The sequence below is a fragment of the Mycolicibacterium mageritense genome, assembly GCF_010727475.1.
GTDB classification, from domain to species: domain Bacteria; phylum Actinomycetota; class Actinomycetes; order Mycobacteriales; family Mycobacteriaceae; genus Mycobacterium; species Mycobacterium mageritense.
On record NZ_AP022567.1, the window covers coordinates 3,305,411 to 3,320,340 of the forward strand.

Annotated in this window: 14 protein-coding genes and 2 pseudogenes; 5 read left to right on the top strand and 11 right to left on the bottom strand. The window is 65.6% G+C overall.

Translation table 11 applies throughout. The annotated features are described in order from the left end of the window. Positions 1-3: 3 nt before the first annotated feature. Genes dgoD through G6N67_RS15795 form a run of 3 tightly spaced genes read right to left on the bottom strand, consistent with a single transcriptional unit; the run spans position 4 to position 2,704 of the window. Positions 4-1,152 (bottom strand): galactonate dehydratase, encoded by a 1,149-nt coding sequence (dgoD, locus tag G6N67_RS15785; RefSeq protein WP_036431862.1) that lies wholly within the window; start codon positions 1,150-1,152, stop codon positions 4-6. Continuing rightward, a complete protein-coding gene (locus G6N67_RS15790) occupies positions 1,149-1,757 on the bottom strand; it encodes a 2-dehydro-3-deoxy-6-phosphogalactonate aldolase (protein ID WP_036431864.1) in 609 nt (202 codons plus the stop codon). Before G6N67_RS15790 ends, dgoD begins: the two co-directional genes overlap by 4 nt. Next, positions 1,754-2,704 (bottom strand): 2-dehydro-3-deoxygalactonokinase, encoded by a 951-nt coding sequence (locus G6N67_RS15795; RefSeq protein WP_230023092.1) that lies wholly within the window; start codon positions 2,702-2,704, stop codon positions 1,754-1,756. Before G6N67_RS15795 ends, G6N67_RS15790 begins: the two co-directional genes overlap by 4 nt. A gap of 67 nt (positions 2,705-2,771) precedes the next feature. On the opposite strand from G6N67_RS15795, the gene G6N67_RS15800 reads away from it, so the two are divergent. Then, on the top strand, positions 2,772-3,545 hold the full coding sequence (locus G6N67_RS15800; RefSeq protein ID WP_036431870.1) for an IclR family transcriptional regulator: 774 nt from the start codon (positions 2,772-2,774) through the stop codon (positions 3,543-3,545). A 414-nt stretch (positions 3,546-3,959) separates the two neighbouring features. Here the strand turns inward: G6N67_RS15800 and G6N67_RS15805 are convergent, their stop codons facing one another. Continuing rightward, a complete protein-coding gene (locus tag G6N67_RS15805) occupies positions 3,960-4,829 on the bottom strand; it encodes an HAD-IB family hydrolase (protein ID WP_036431872.1) in 870 nt (289 codons plus the stop codon). A gap of 434 nt (positions 4,830-5,263) precedes the next feature. On the opposite strand from G6N67_RS15805, the gene ssd reads away from it, so the two are divergent. The 4 genes and pseudogenes from ssd to G6N67_RS15825 all read left to right on the top strand — a co-directional run bounded on the left by ssd (position 5,264) and on the right by G6N67_RS15825 (position 8,982). Continuing rightward, positions 5,264-6,325 carry a septum site-determining protein Ssd gene (gene ssd / locus G6N67_RS15810; protein ID WP_036431874.1) on the top strand — a complete coding sequence of 354 codons (1,062 nt, stop codon included), beginning with the start codon at positions 5,264-5,266 and terminating at the stop codon, positions 6,323-6,325. Beyond that, positions 6,322-6,921: pseudogene (locus G6N67_RS15815) on the top strand (ATPase, T2SS/T4P/T4SS family); the annotation flags it as partial. The gene ssd and the pseudogene G6N67_RS15815, both read left to right, overlap by 4 nt. A gap of 161 nt (positions 6,922-7,082) precedes the next feature. Beyond that, positions 7,083-7,853, top strand: coding sequence for a TIGR04255 family protein (locus tag G6N67_RS15820; RefSeq protein ID WP_268951278.1), 771 nt, complete (start codon positions 7,083-7,085; stop codon positions 7,851-7,853). A 574-nt stretch (positions 7,854-8,427) separates the two neighbouring features. Then, positions 8,428-8,982: a hypothetical protein gene (locus tag G6N67_RS15825; protein ID WP_036431880.1), complete on the top strand. Its 555-nt coding sequence runs from the start codon at positions 8,428-8,430 to the stop codon at positions 8,980-8,982. Positions 8,983-9,493: 511 nt separating this feature from the next. Here G6N67_RS15825 and G6N67_RS15830 read toward each other — a convergent pair. The 7 genes and pseudogenes from G6N67_RS15830 to G6N67_RS15860 all read right to left on the bottom strand — a co-directional run bounded on the left by G6N67_RS15830 (position 9,494) and on the right by G6N67_RS15860 (position 14,453). Beyond that, complete coding sequence (locus tag G6N67_RS15830) at positions 9,494-9,889, bottom strand: hypothetical protein (RefSeq protein ID WP_036431885.1); 396 nt, start codon at positions 9,887-9,889, stop codon at positions 9,494-9,496. 744 nt (positions 9,890-10,633) lie between these two features. Further along, positions 10,634-11,793 (bottom strand): annotated as a pseudogene (locus G6N67_RS15835) (IS3 family transposase). A 47-nt stretch (positions 11,794-11,840) separates the two neighbouring features. Further along, positions 11,841-12,713 (bottom strand): phage major capsid protein, encoded by an 873-nt coding sequence (locus G6N67_RS15840; RefSeq protein ID WP_036431887.1) that lies wholly within the window; start codon positions 12,711-12,713, stop codon positions 11,841-11,843. A 133-nt stretch (positions 12,714-12,846) separates the two neighbouring features. Further along, the gene (locus G6N67_RS15845; RefSeq protein WP_036431889.1) at positions 12,847-13,398 is read right to left on the bottom strand and encodes a hypothetical protein; all 552 of its coding nucleotides are present in this window, start codon (positions 13,396-13,398) and stop codon (positions 12,847-12,849) included. Continuing rightward, entirely contained in the window at positions 13,395-13,682 is a 288-nt protein-coding gene (locus G6N67_RS15850; RefSeq protein WP_036431891.1) for a hypothetical protein, read from the bottom strand. The genes G6N67_RS15845 and G6N67_RS15850 overlap by 4 nt, the downstream gene beginning before the upstream one ends. Before the next feature lie 7 nt (positions 13,683-13,689). Further along, on the bottom strand, positions 13,690-14,076 hold the full coding sequence (locus G6N67_RS39680; protein WP_407663361.1) for a WhiB family transcriptional regulator: 387 nt from the start codon (positions 14,074-14,076) through the stop codon (positions 13,690-13,692). Further along, positions 13,983-14,453 carry a hypothetical protein gene (locus G6N67_RS15860; protein ID WP_036431893.1) on the bottom strand — a complete coding sequence of 157 codons (471 nt, stop codon included), beginning with the start codon at positions 14,451-14,453 and terminating at the stop codon, positions 13,983-13,985. The genes G6N67_RS39680 and G6N67_RS15860 overlap by 94 nt, the downstream gene beginning before the upstream one ends. Positions 14,454-14,930: the final 477 nt, after the last annotated feature.

Consider the following 14,930-nt stretch of genomic DNA (forward strand, 5'->3'; position numbering starts at 1 on the left):
GCCTCACCACTCCGCCACGGATCCGTCGGTGTGGCGCCAGACGGGGTTGCGCCAGCGGTGTCCTTCGGCCGCCCGCTCGGCCACGTAGTCTTCGTTGATCTCGATGCCGAGGCCGGGCCCCGACGGGATCCGCACCTGACCGTCGGCGTAGGTGAACACGGCCGGGTCCACGAGGTAGTCGAGGAGATCGTTGGTCGTGTTGTAGTGGATGCCGAGGCTCTGCTCCTGGATCGTGGCGTTGTAGCAGCCGGCGTCGATCTGCAGGCACGCGGCGAGCGCGATCGGTCCCAGTGGGCAGTGCAGCGCGAGTGCGACGTCATACGCCTCGGCCAGGTGCGCGATCTTGCGGGCCTCGGTGATGCCGCCGCAGTGCGACGGGTCGGGCTGGATGATGTCGACCGCACCCGAGGCCAGGATCGTCTTGCAGTCCCAGCGGGAGAACAGCCGCTCGCCCAGTGCGATCGGGATGGGGGACTGGCGCAGCACGTCGACGAACCCGTCGACGTGTTCGCTCAGCACTGGTTCCTCGACGAACATCAGCCGGTACGGTTCCAGTTCGCGCAGCAGCACTTTGGCCATGGGCTTGTGCACGCGGCCGTGGAAGTCCACGCCGATGCCGATGTTGGGGCCTACGGCGTCGCGCACCGCCGCGACACTGGCCACGGCCCGGTCGACCTTGTCCCACGAGTCGACGTACTGCATCTCCTCGGTGCCGTTCATCTTGACCGCGGTGAACCCGAGGTCGACCACTTCTTTTGCGGCCCTGGCAGTTTCGGACGGCCGGTCGCCGCCGATCCACGAGTACACCTTGATCCGGTCGCGCACCCGGCCGCCGAGCAGCTCGTAGGTGGGCACACCGAATGCCTTGCCCTTGATGTCCCACAGCGCCTGGTCGATGCCGGCCAGGGCGCTCATGTGGATGCCGCCGCCACGGTAGAAGCCGCCGCGGTACAGCACGGTCCAGATGTCCTCGATCTGCGCCGGATCCTGCCCGATCAGATAGTCCGAAAGTTCCTCGACGGCGGCCGCGACGGTCGCGGCGCGGCCCTCGAGAACCGGTTCGCCCCAACCGATCAGGCCGTCGTCGGTTTCGATCCGCAGAAAGAGCCACCGCGGCGGCACGGTGTAGGTCTTGATCGACTTGATCTTCATCGGGGGTTCCTCTCTGCCCAGATGCGTGCGAGTGTGCGGGCGCGCCGGCCGACGGTTTCGGCGTCGTCGCCCGGGCGGTACAGGCTCGATCCGAGTCCCGCGCCGCCGGCACCGGCGGCGGCCCAGTTGGCCAGGTTGTTCTCGTCGACGCCGCCGACCGGCAGCATCTCCACATCGGCGGGCAGCACCGCACGCCACGCCGACATCCCGGAGATGCCAACGGCGTCGGCCGGGAAGAGTTTGAGGCTGCGGGCTCCGGCGGCGACCGCGCGGAACGCCTCGGTCGGCGTGGCCACCCCGGGGTACGGGTGCAGGCCGCGCGAGACCGCGGCGGCGATCACGTCGGGATCGGTGTTGGGCGCGACGATGATTCGGGCGCCTACGGACTGTGCGCGGTCGACGTCGTCGACCGTGAGCACCGTGCCCGCGCCGACCACACCTGCGTCACCGGTCGCGGCGGCCAGCCGCTCGATGGAGTCGAACGGCTGCGGTGAGTTGAGTGGCACCTCGATCGCGGTGACGCCTGCCTCGACGAGCGCGCTGCCGATCGCCAGGATCTCGTCGGGGCGGATGCCGCGCAGGATTGCGACGAGCCCGGTTTTCATGAAACCTCCTCGGAATGTCGGGTCGGGCTGAGCAGCCCGCAGTCGGCGGCGATGGTCCACAGGCCGAGTGCGGCCGCGTCACCGGTGATCGACGCAGCGGGTGTGACGCCGTGCGCCGCGAATGCGGTGGAGTAGCGACGGCACAGCTCGGCGTTGCCGCACAGCACGATTCGCTGTTGCGGAAGGTGTTCGGGCAACAGGTGGCGTACTTCGTCGGCGATCAAGAGCCCGGACACGTAATCGGGCAGGGCGCTTGGGGCGAGCTGATCGTCGAGCACCGCCGCTCGGGCCCCGAACAGTGCGGAGGCCAGCCCGCGGGACGGGTCGGCGGCCAGGCCCCGCGCGAAGGCTCCCTCGTCCGGGGCTGCGGCGGCCGCGGTCCGGGCGAGGATTCCGTGCTGCATGAGCAGCCCGTACAACTCGCCCGTCATCGCCGTGGTGAACGAGAGCACTTGGTGCGCACTGATTCTCACCCACTTGGTGTGTGTGCCGGGCAAGACCACGAGCAGGTCGTCGGCGTCGAGCATGCGCAGCACGCCGATCAGTTGTGTCTCCTCGCCGCGCATGACGTCGGTGCGGCCGTCGTGCTCGTAGCGCAGCCCCGGCACCAGATGCAGGATTCCGCGATCGTGCGGGACGGGCGTCAGGGCGGACGCGGCGATGGTCAGGTCGGTCGGCACCGTCAGGTACCCGGCCTCACGCCAGCCCTGGCTGCTGCCCACCATCCCGCATGCGATGGCGGGCACGTCCGGATGGGCTCCCAGCCAGTCGGAACACATGTCGGAGAAGGTCGCGGCGTAGTCCTCGACCCGCAGCAGGCCGCCGTCGCATACGCGGGCATCGAGGATCTGGCCGTCGTCGCCGAGCAGCCACGCGCGCAACGCGGACGTGCCCCAGTCGAGGGCGACGAGCCGGGCCGGGCCCGGCTGTGGCGTGTCGTGCATCACAACCGCCAATATGCGGACCGTATCCCAAAATATCCAACAGAGTCCCTATATATGGGACGCTGTGGGCATGGCTGCGCCAACGGACATCCCGCCCGGCACTCAGACCCTGGCCCGCGGACTGGCGGTGATCAGGGCTGTTGCCGACGGCGCGGGCGATCTCCGCACGCTCGTCGAGCACACCGGACTCGGCCGCAGCACAACGCACCGCCTCGTGCAGCTGTTGGTGCGGGAGGACTTCCTCCGGCATGTCGACGGCGGCTACCGGCTGGGCCCGGCACTCATCGAACTCGGGTTCAAGGCGCTGCACGGCAACCCGCTGCCGGTGGTCGCGCGGCCCGTGCTGGAGGAGTTGTCCGCCCAGGTGCAGGACACCGTGCACCTCGGCGTGGTCGACGGCGACTCGGTGCTGTACCTGGAGAAGCTGCCGGGCTCCCGGGGTGCCGAGATGCGTTCGCGCGTCGGGCATCGGATGCCGCTGACCCGCACGGGTGTGGGGATGGCCCTACTGCTGGACTCGCCGGATCGGTGGTCCGACACGTACGTCGCGGACGAGGATCGCGTCACGGTTCCCCTGGCCGGCAAGCGCGGTGACGTCGCGGAATTCTGCGCGCGGATGGCGGGCTACGCCAAGATGGGCGCCGCAATGGACCTGGAGGACAACGAACCCGGCATCCGGTGTGTCGCCGCGCCGGTGCGTGACGCGTCGAAGGCCATCGTCGGCGCGATCAGTGTTTCGGCGACCCGGCCGTACATGCCGGCCGCCCGGATGCGCGGTCTCGTGCCGGTAGTCCGGCGGGCCGCGGGACGCATCTCGTCGGCCATGGGATACCGGGATGGCTGACCCGCCCCAGCAACGCAAAAGCGGGCGACGTTCCGAACTGTGTTCGGCTCGTCGCCCGCTAGCACGGACTCCAGTTACCAAGCGTGCCTTGTGGGTTGCGTGGGTGGCCTCGGCGTCCTTGCGATGCGCTGCGGCTGCAACCCCACCCAAGGGGCCGTCGTGGCCGTCCGCCTTCCCGCAATCACGCAGGCCCGCAACACTTTTGCCTATTCCGCGGCATGTGCTCCGCGTGGGTGCTGGAACCCGTGCTAGGGAGCCTGGTTCAGGAGATCTAGCCTTCTCTTCCGGCTATAACCTTGGCTTCGCCAAGCTTCCGTGGTTCCTTTGTACTACGTGACCACGGTCACAGCAAGGCCCAAATCGGGTGAGATTCCTGATCGTTACTGCCGGGCCTCAGCTACTACGTCCGGTAGCTCAGAATGCGAAGCGGCGCAAGAGCGAATACGTCAGCGCACCGGCTGCCAGCGCACTCATTCCGACCGCCGCGGTGGTCGCGACGGCGGCGCCCGACGGCGCGGGAATCCGGTCGCGCAGGGACACCGGTTTGGTGAACGTCTGCACGGGCCAGCCGCGGCTCGTGGCCTCCTTGCGCAGTGCCCGGTCCGGGTTGACCGCGGTGGGGTGGCCGACGGCCTCGAGCATCGGGATGTCGGTCACCGAATCGGAGTAGGCGTAGCAGTGGTCGAGCGCGTAGCCCTCGCGCGCGGCGAGCGCACGGATGGCCTCGACCTTGCCCTCGCCGTAGCAGTAGAACGCGATCTCGCCCGTGTAGCGGCCGTCTTCGACCACCATGCGCGTGGCCATGGCGTGTGTCGCACCGAGCGCCCTGGCGATGGGCGCGACGATCTCCTCGCCCGAGGCCGAGACCACGACGACGTCGCGGCCGCACAGCTTGTGGTCGGCGATCAGTTCGGCCGCCTCGGCGAACACCAGCGGATCGACGATGTCGTGCAGGGTCTCTCCGACGATCGACTTGACCTGCTCGACGTCCCAGCCCGCGCACATGTTGGTGATGTAGCTGCGCATGCGGTCCATCTGGTCGTGGTCGGCACCCGACATCAGAAACAGGAACTGCGCATAGGTGGACTTGAGCACCGCCCGGCGGTTCAGCAGACCCTGGTCGAAGAACGGTTTGCTGAATGCCAGGGTGCTCGACTTGGCGATCACTGTTTTGTCGAGGTCGAAGAACGCTGCGGTGCGTACCGGCCGACCGGCCTGGTGCCATGGTTGCGGCTCGATCGATTCCCCGGCAATCCGATCGGATGCGGTCACGATTGCCAGCATAGAGGCACGTCCGCGACCGTATTCGGGTCGCCGGACAAAACGGCCCCTGACGGGACGTTCTGCCTGCGCGCATTTTGAATACACGCGTTGTTAGCCCACAGCGTCATCTCTTGCGTATTCGGGCAGTTCCGTGTGTATAGTGAGCATTACTCGGCTTATGCCGAGGTGCATCAGCCCGACCCCCCGGGGCTGATACACGACGACCTCCGCCTCCTCCCCCCCTGGCGGGGGTCGTCTCTTTATGTGGGGACGTCTTCAAATCCGGTTCGCGGGCCCCGGCAAGAATGCCGCTCCGCCGCGGCCGGTTGGTTGCGGAACACCGTTTTCAGTGCCGCTCTCACAGTCGGTTCACGGGTTATCCCCAGGTTGGATTTCATCCACAATCGGCGAATCGACGATGGCGCGGTGTCGGTCGTCGGCCGCAGGGTTGGCACATGGCCGTTACGCCCAATGCGGTCCTCGCCCTCATCGGCGAGGCGCCCCTACTCGACGACGTGGCGCGCGTGGCCGCGGCCGCCGGTGTTCGGGTGGTGCATGTCGACGAGCCGTCCAGCCGCAAGGTGTGGGCGGGAGCCGCCGCCGTGGTGCTGGACGCGTCCGCTGCCAGGAGGTGTGTCGAGCGGGCACTACCGCGCCGCGACCGGGTGATCCTCGTCGGGCACGCCGCCCCGGGGCCTGCGGACTGGCAGGCCGCGGTCGCCATCGGCGCGCAGCACGTGGTGACGCTGCCGGCGCAGGGTGCCGACCTGGTGGCCGTGTTGTCCGACGCCGCGCTCCCGGACGACGCGCGGCGCGGGCCCGTGATCGCGGTCGTCGGGGCCAGGGGCGGCGCCGGGGCTTCGGTGTTCGCGGCCGCGCTCGCGCAGTGCGCGGGTGAGGCGCTGCTGGTCGACGCCGATCCGTGGAGCGGTGGCATCGACCTGGTCATGGGGTGCGAGGACGAGCCAGGGCTGCGGTGGCCCGATCTCGCACTGCAGGGCGGCAGGCTCGCCTACCCCGCGCTGCGGGACGCCCTGCCGCACCGGCACGGGGTGAGCGTGCTGTCCAGCGGCCGGGTCGCCGCCGACATCGACGCAGGCCCGCTCGGCGCGGTGCTCGACGCGGGCTGTCGGGGCGGCGCGACGGTGGTGTGCGACGTTCCGCGGCGCTGCACCACGGCGGCCGAGATCGCGATCGAGACAGCCGATCTCGTCGTCGTGGTGACCCCGGCCGATGTGCGGTCGTGCGCCGCGGCGGCCGCTGCCCGGCCATGGGTCACGAGCTGTAATCCCAACGCCGGGTTGGTGGTACGCGGCCCGGCGCCCGGCGGGCTGCGCGCCGCCGAGGTGGCCCACATCGTCGACCTACCGCTTCTGGTGGCGATGCGGCCGCAACCGGGCATCGCCGACGTTCTGGAACGCGGCGGGCTGCGGGTGCGGCGCCGGTCCCCGCTCGCATCGTCCGCGCGCCGGGTGCTCGCGGTCCTCGACGGGCATGGCGGGCTGGTGGCGGCATGAGCGGGTCACTGATCGAGCGCGTGCGGGAACGGCTCGTGGCCGAGGCCGCGCCGCTGAATCCGGGCGCCGTCGCGGCGGCGATCCGGGCTGAATCCGGCGGCCTGCTCGGCGACACCGAAGTGCTCGACAACCTTCGCGTGCTGCAGACCGAGCTGACGGGCGCCGGGATCCTCGAACCGCTGCTGTGCGCGGACGGCACCACCGACGTGTTGGTCACCGCGCCCGACGCGGTGTGGGTGGACGACGGTGCCGGCCTGCGACGCAGCGCTGTTCGTTTCCCGGACGAGGCCGCGGTGCGCCGGCTCGCGCAGCGGTTCGCGCTGCTGGCCGGCCGCCGCCTCGACGAGGCCCAACCATGGGTCGACGGCCAGCTCACCGGTCTCGGTGCGGTCACTGTGCGCCTGCACGCCGTGCTGCCACCGGTGGCGGCCGGCGGTACCTGCCTGTCGCTGCGCGTGCTGCGGCCCGCGACACAAGACCTGGCCGCGCTCACCGCATCCGGGGCCATCGCGCCGGATGCCGCCGCACTCCTTCGCGAGATCATCCGCGCCAGGCTGGCATTTCTCATCTCGGGCGGCACCGGGGCAGGCAACACGGCATCACACTAAAGACACGGCAGCGGAGGGAACGACTGGTGGCGACCAGTCGTTACGCTAATAAATAGCGACGCGCCGTATAACACGAGTCGCAGACGTTAAGAGGGGACCGCGAGTAGCTTTGGTTAACCTTCGTGGGTCAGAGCGATGGAAGGGATAGGGTGGCAGACGCTGGGCCTGGACGGACTGAGTATCCGAACCCGCCAATAGTGGAGGTCGTTTGTCAGGTGACTTTCGCTGATGCGGTGCCGTGGTCTGTAGCGTCTCCCGGCCTGCTGTGGACAGCGATCAGAGATGAGTACCCGTCCGAGCCCAATGCCCTCGGTGGTGGCGTAGAGGCCTCATTTGGTCAAACGCAAGGTCAAAATGAGGTCAGAGTAAATCAGCAGGCGCCGCGGTACGTCTTCTCGAATTCCGACCAGAACCGCCGCGTCGTGACCAACGGGTCTTGCCTGAGCGTGAACGGATTGGCACCATACGAAAAGTGGCCAAGTCTAGCGGCCCGCTTCGCAAAGGCTATTGATGCGTTTAGTACGACCATCGCTAGTTTCGTGCCCGAATCGGTGAGTATTCGGTACATCAACCGAGTAGTCATCCCAGAGAGTCGATTCGACCTCGATGATTACTTTAACGTGCCGATTTTTAAGTCGCACCAAGAGGGGGCGCTATTGCAGCAGCTCGTCGCAAGGTCGAGAACTTTTGTCCCCGACACATCAGTACAAACCACCATCACATTCGCGAGTGCCGACGACCAAACTGAGCATGAATCGTCCTTCGTACTCGACATTGAGCTGGTACAGCCGGTGCAGCCTGATGCGCAAGCGGATGATCTGCTCAGTGTGGCCGAGAAGCTGCACGTGCTAGAAAACCGCGAATTCGAGTCCAGTATTACCGCAAAGACAAGAGAGCTGTTCTATGGCAACGATCGCTAAGCGTCACGATGCGTTCGCGGCTGACGACACTCCGACTCGCGAGGCGCAGCCTACGTACTTGGATGCATTGACCTTCCTCGATGAGTTCGATAGCCCGGCTGATACGACCGGAGTAATCCACGCATCCCACGCACACACCACCTCGCTTTGGGTGTGGGGGCTGCAGCGGAGAGCCGCCGAAATTGTGAGTGAAACACTGGCGGCGCCTGCCCTTCCAGCACTTCCACCTGGACTTTTGGAGCACATCAATGTTCGGTGGCACACGGTGGGAAATGTGCTTGGGCGCTGCGACTTCCGAAGTGTCCCGCTTCCTGGTTTCGACCGCGCCTTCGAATCGCTCTCAGCGCTGTATCGCGACGTGTACGGGTTCATGCATCCATCGTCGGATTCTTTCTTGGAGCACAGATGTGACGACGGTGAGGATGACTTGGAGAGCGTCACATATGCCGACGTTGATTACACCCCGCGGTCGCGCACGTATCTAGATGTCGGAGTCAGCATCAATATCCATGGCAGGTCGGTGTCACGGCGCTACTCCGACGATGACGCAGAAACTTGGGAACCCTAGCTGGCAATGGCGGAGACAGAAGACATCGCTTCGAAGCACGCCCAATACTACGAGCAGACGTCGGAACTGCTTCAGGGCACAGTCCTTCGCGCAGTCCGCGTCTACGAGGAGACTGCGGAATCAACAGACGAAGCCCCGGAGGTTCGGCCTCAAGAGCTTGATGTCATCGTCCTTACCCAGTCATGCGACATCGCAAAACAATCACAGCGACAACTTCTCGTCGCAGAGGTTCAGCAATACTCCGACATGGTGAAAGAGCGAGCAGGCACCGAATCCGCAAAAGACAGTTACAAAAGAAGCCTAATTAGAAATACCGCGGTGTCGGACATGCTACTGCCACCGTGCGCTCTTCTCGGAATAACCGACTATCTCATTGTGAACTTCCGTGAGTTACACACGATCTTCAAACACCGGGTGTGCACTGCAGACAGCGGCTTTGTGTCACTTGCCTCACCCTTTCGGGAGCACTTGAGCCAGCATTACGCTTCATTCACCATGCGCGTAGGCCTACCAACCCCACCCCTGCACGAGTTCGAAAAGTATCGGCCCGAGCCGTCCTGATGAGCCAAAGGGATATCGCAGGCGAATGCCCGCTGTCGCCGACCCGACAGGTGGAGAGTGTCGCCGAGAATTCCCGCAGTTCGGCTCCCATCGGCAGGGTGATACTTGACAGGTGAACCGCCGAGACATCGCCACCATTGACGCCGAGTTGCGTCTACTCGCTGCGGTGCGCCGCCACGTCAAAGAACACGGTGGCCCACTACCCCCGGCGGCACTCGTGGACGGGCTCCTGGACGAACGCGCAGAGACAGCCGCGCAACCCACTACATGTCGGGGGTGACCACCACAGTCTCCCCGTGATCGGATGGCAGGAACCCTGACGGCACCTTCCACCACGGCACCCTCACCGTCTCCCCAGCCTCCAGAGCATCCAACAAATGCCGGGGACGGCGCATAGCGCCCACCACCCCGAACCGCTTCTGCAAGAACCGCTCACGATCCAACAAGCGCCGATACACCGGACCCATACCACTGCGGCTGCCAGCAGCCGATGCTCTCGCCAGGTTCTGCCTCACCGCGAACCCTCCAACCGCACCACATGCCCGTCCACCACGGGCTGATTCAACCGATCACGGCGACCCCACCGCGCATTAGCCGCCCGCTGATGTCTGGCACTCTTCGGCGGCTCCGGCGTCACCCGCACCCGGTCCAGCAGCTGCAGGGACTGCCGCTCGCAATGCCTGGCCTCTGCGCTCAGCCTGACCAGCGTCGTCGCCTTCGCCTCATCACCCTTGGCAAGCTCGGCGTCATACATCGCCTGCAGCTGCTCGGCGCGATCCGCAACCGCGCACGCCGCGTCCAGAGCTTCCAGCTCATACTCATCGAACTCCGCGCCCGCGATGCCGGTCGCCCGCAGCGCGGCATTCATCTTCGCCCGCAGCCTCTGCCCAGCGGTCCGCTTCGCCATAGCAACGAGTGTACGACCGAGCGATGTCACTAAAAATGTTGGTAGACAATGATGTTCAGTGTTACGCGATACGTTGACAAACGTTGCCACGCAACACGATTCCAGCACACGCCAGCCATCGCGAAAGCCGTTTGCTGTCAGCAATATTCGTGGTATCGTCGCAGGTAGCGAGAGTTGTTCCAGGGCAACGCAATTCGTTTCCAGCAAACACATGGCCAGCGGGTGCCCGCCCGGGTCGAAAACGGCCTGACCTGGGAATTCCGACGCACTGCGCGGAATGCCACCGAGCGCGCCTAGCGCTCGCGACTCGAAGGGCGGCAAAGGGGTATCCCCCCAGGGCAAGGCCGTGACCTGCGGAAACGTGGCCGATAACTGTCACTCGGCAAACTTATATTGGTGCGATGGCCCTTGTTTGAAAGTGCCGAAAGTGGCTGTGTAACAGCCGATTTCGATGCTCGAACCATGGTGTGGCACAGCGTTTTTGGCTATGTTCTGCGTGCTGCTGTTGTGGAGCGGTTCGACTGTTGGTTGTGGTGGCATGGTGGCCAGCAAACTTTGTCGGGTGGCACCACGGCCCGCGCGGGCGGTTGGCTTTGCATACGCGGGCCGTGGTGGCTTGGTGCACCGCTACTGTGTGGGCGTTCGGAGTAGTCAGGACGACTTCGCGCCACGCAGGTAGCGGTGAGTCTGGGCTGCTAGCTGCCTTCCATGCGGGTCTGCTGCACGATCAGGTGACAGTTTCGGTCACGCGGCCTGACTGGCCGGTGTGGTCATGATTGCTTCGAATTCGATCGGGGTCAACCGCCCGAGGCCGGACTGGCGGCGGCGCCGGTGGTAGGTGCGCTCGATCCAGGTGACGATCGCGATGCGGAGTTGTTCTCGGGTGTCCCAGCGGCGGCGGTCGAGCACGTTCTTCTGCAGCAGGCTAAAGAAGCTCTCCATGGCGGCGTTGTCGCCGGCGGCTCCGACACGGCCCATAGAGCCGACCATCTCGTGTTGATTCAAGGCGTGTACGAATTTCCTTGACCGGAACTGAGATCCGCGATCCGAGTGCAGAATGCACCCCGCGACATCTCCGCGTCGGGCTACCGCGCTGTGTAGTGCCCGGATGGCCAGTTGTGACTTCATTCGGGAGTCGATGCTGTAGCCGACGATCCGGTTGGAGAACACGTCCTTAATCGCACAGAGGTAGAGCTTGCCCTCACCGGTGCGGTGCTCAGTGATGTCACTGAGCCACAACTGATTTGGCCCTTCAGCGGTGAAGTCACGCTCGACAAGATCGTCGTGCACCGGCGGCCCGACTTTGCCGTTCTTGCCGCGTTTCTTACCAAACACGCTCCACAGTCGATTCTGCGAGCAGATCCGCCATGCGGTGCGCTCGGCCATCGGCTCGCCGGCATCGCGCGCCTCCTCCACGAGGTAGCGGTAGCCGAACTCCGGATCGTCTGCGTGCGCGTCGAACAGCGCATTGGCGCGGTAGGCCTCGATGAGTTCGGCCTCGGTGATGGGTCGGCCAGCCAGCGGTAATACGGTTGGCGGGAGAGCTTGAGTACCCGCACGTCACCGCGACGGGGATCCGTCGGCGGCGAGCTCTTTCACGAGCGGGTAGACCCTTTTCCCGGCAGATTGGCCTGCGATAAATACGCTGCGGCCCGGCGCAGCACCTCGTTCTCTTGCTCTAGCAGTTTGATCCGCCGTCGGGCTTCGCGCAGCTCACCGGACTCGCTGGCGCTCTTGCCGGGCTTGGTGCCTTCGTCGATGTCGGCCTGACGGAGCCATTTCTGCAGCGTCATCGGGTGCACTCCGAAATCGGTGGCGATCTGCTCGATCGTTACACCGTCATCGCGGTTGCGAGCGACCCGGACGACGTCGTCGCGGAACTCGCGGGGGTAGGGCCTTGCCATGGGGACATCCTTCCAGCCCGCCCATGCTGGGCAAGCCAACTCAGATGTCACCTATTCGTGCAGCAGACCCTGCCGACACGCACGATGGCTTGTTCGTGCGGGAAGCCGAAGCCGACTCGCAGCACGCAGCGGATACCTGTGCGGTCGCTGGAGAAGTAGGCCGAGCTGTCGGCGATGACTTGCGGGTCGGCGCGCAGCACCACGAACACCTTGTCGCGGGGTACCAGCCACATCGCGCCCTGTGTGACAGCTGGTGAGCTGTAGGCGGGGACACCGAGAATGCTGCGCCCGGTCGCTTGTGTGGCATCGGGGCCGAGCAACGGTTGGTTGGAGTCGGCAGCGACTTTGGTGGTGGACACCGAGAGCACGTCGGTGGGGTTGCCGACGAACGCCATGTTGGGCAGGCCATCGAGCGGGTTGACGGCGAGCACTCCGGCGTTCTCGGCAAGGGAGATACCTTCGGCGAACACGTCCAGGCTGCCGTCGAACGAAACGGTGGTCTCCTGCACGTTGGGCAGTGATTCCAGACCAGACGGCCCGTTGGGCACGGTGTTTCCGAAGTAGGCGTTGTCCAGGCGGGTCTGGAGGTCGCGCACGAGACCACTACCGACTACGTCGAGTGCGGACGGGTCGCTGTCGTTCATCAGCTCGTTGCTGACGACAGTGAGTCCTGCAAGCTTGGACGGTGTGACAACCAGCTCGTCCAAATCGGGATCGCTGACGGCGATCTCTGCGCCTTCGGCGGTCCAGCCTGTGGTGGGGTCGGTGACGACGACGGGGAATCGCGTTGCATGCGAACCGGTTTGGACAATGGTGGACACTCGTGTACCAACGGCTGACGCAAGTAGCGGTTTGATGACGAGTGCTTGGATATCTGCGGGTGCCAGGATTGCGGCACCGTTGCTGCTGAGCAGAGGCATGGGATTGCTTCCGAGAGGGAATGACTCGCCCGGTGCGATCCTCCAGGATCAAGCCGGGTCGCTCCCTACGGAAGCCCGCATGCGGTAGGCGTCTGGCCCGTACGGGCTGCGTCTATCAGCAGCCGCCAGTGTACTAGTCGCGACCGGCTTTCAATGCTGATGACCACGAGGATTGCCCGTGTGGCTGCCCTGATCCGGTGCCTTGCTGTCTGTTTGGCTGCGGTGGGCGGCTCTTCGGTGGGACGCGGAACTCTCGCGCGGTCTCGGCGATTGCCGCTGACAGCTTGTCGTGGTCGATGAGCCCGTCTTCGCCCACGAGTGTCTCCACGGTGTGACCGGCTGCGGCAATGAGTCGAGGGTCTACCCCGGCGGCGTGCACGGCGGTGTCCACGATGGACTGGCGTGTCTTGGTCAGCATGTCTTGCGCGGCGTCGCGTTGAGTGCGCGCTTCGTCCCGTTCGGCTTCTGCCTTTTGAGCCCGTTTGCGCAGCTTCGCGGCTTCTCGGTTTCCCTTGCCGTCTGCGTTGCCGTCGTCGGTGTCGTCGGTGTCGTCGCGGTCGGTGTCCGCTTCGCTAGCTGGCGGGTGTTCCTCGTCGGTGCTGGCAGGTGAGGGGTGGCCGGCCTGGACAACCGGTGCTGAATCCTGCTGCCCTGCATTGTTGTTCGTATTGTCCTGCTCTGTCACGGTGTGTGTCCTTCCAGTTGTGGCCAAGTGCGGCGACGAACCCCGTTGCTGAGCCACTGCACGCGCGTGGTCAGCTCGCCGGGCAACGCGTAGCCCAGGTGGGCGAGTAGCGCGCGTTCGGTGTCAGTGGCGGGTCGGTCGCGGTGCATGCTGGCGCGCCAGTGCCTCTGCTCGTAATCGTTGTGCTGCGTGCTGTCTTCGGCGCGCTGCATATCGTCGGGCAGCTGCTCGAATACCAGCCAGCCACGCGGATCGCCCGGTCGGTGAGCGCCAATGTCAGTCATTGTCTTGTCATCCTGTCTCGCTGCATGTTTCGGCCTTCTCTACATAGTCGCGGCCATAAAACTTGCCTGCCCAAACCCCGGTCAGGTCACGCTGTGTGGCTGCCCAACTTCGGCACCGCTCCAGCACGGGGCAGCGTCGGCATGCAGCCACGCACTCATCGATTCTGTGCCGCGCGCCGGTCATTTCGGCTTCCCAGAAGCGGATGCGCGCACCGATGCAGGCCGCGCCGTCCAATCGGGGAACGTTTTTCAGCACTCTGACCAACAGCTCCAAGGCGCCCGGAGTGACGCGCGCGCTATTCACGCTGCACCGTGCCCGTACTCGCGGAGCCGGTCGAACACTCCAGAGATGTCCACCGCGAGTGCCGCTATCGCCTGACCGGTGATTGCGCACGCCGCATGCGCAAGATCATGCGCTGAGACCTGCGAGCCGAGGCACAGTTCACGGACTGCCGCGTAGTCGTCGCGCTGCATGGCCTCAGCGAGCGCTACAGCCTCCAACGCGGCCACGGTGGTGTAATCGGTCGCCCCGGTGGCGGCAGCGACGCGTAGAACCTCTGAGCGCAGTTCGTCAGCGGATGCGCCTTCGCGCAGCAGACCAGCGAGCAATACCGCGCCGGAGATGACCAGCCAGCCGGGATTGCAGGTGCTTCCGGTTATGGTGGCGCAGCAGCGGGCTGGGTCGTCGTGCGCTGCGTACTCGGCGGCAGTGATGGTGTCCCGCCACGCATCCGATGGTGGGCGAGTGCGCCAATTCGGTTCGCAGGTCATGCGTGCTTACCTCCCGGCTTTCATGGTGCCGTTCGACCACGACAGACTCAGTGCGACATTTGCGCACGAGGATTGCTCGGTGCTTGCCGTGGAAGTGATTGCCGCCCAGCCGCCCAGGGCGAACCGCAGCCCGGAAAGCACGGGTGCACGCGGCACATGTGCGCGCAGCCGGGGCAGTGATGCCTGCCGGTGGACCACGACGACAGCCGGTGGAAGGCGGTTCGGTGCCTGCGAAGAACTCGTCCCTGCGCGTGCGCGGCGTCAAACACCCGATGGCACTTCGCGCAGCGTGGCCGGTAATGCGCCGGGTCGGCAGAGTAAGGCGACCCGTCTTCGAGCTGCTCATCGGGGTCGTCGTGGCTGTAGCTCCAGTGCACAGCCGGTCGTCCACAAGACACGCACCGGTAGTCGCTGGCGGGACCACGCTGGGCGCGGACACGGCGGTGCGCGGCGCGATAACCGATGCGCTCACGCGGA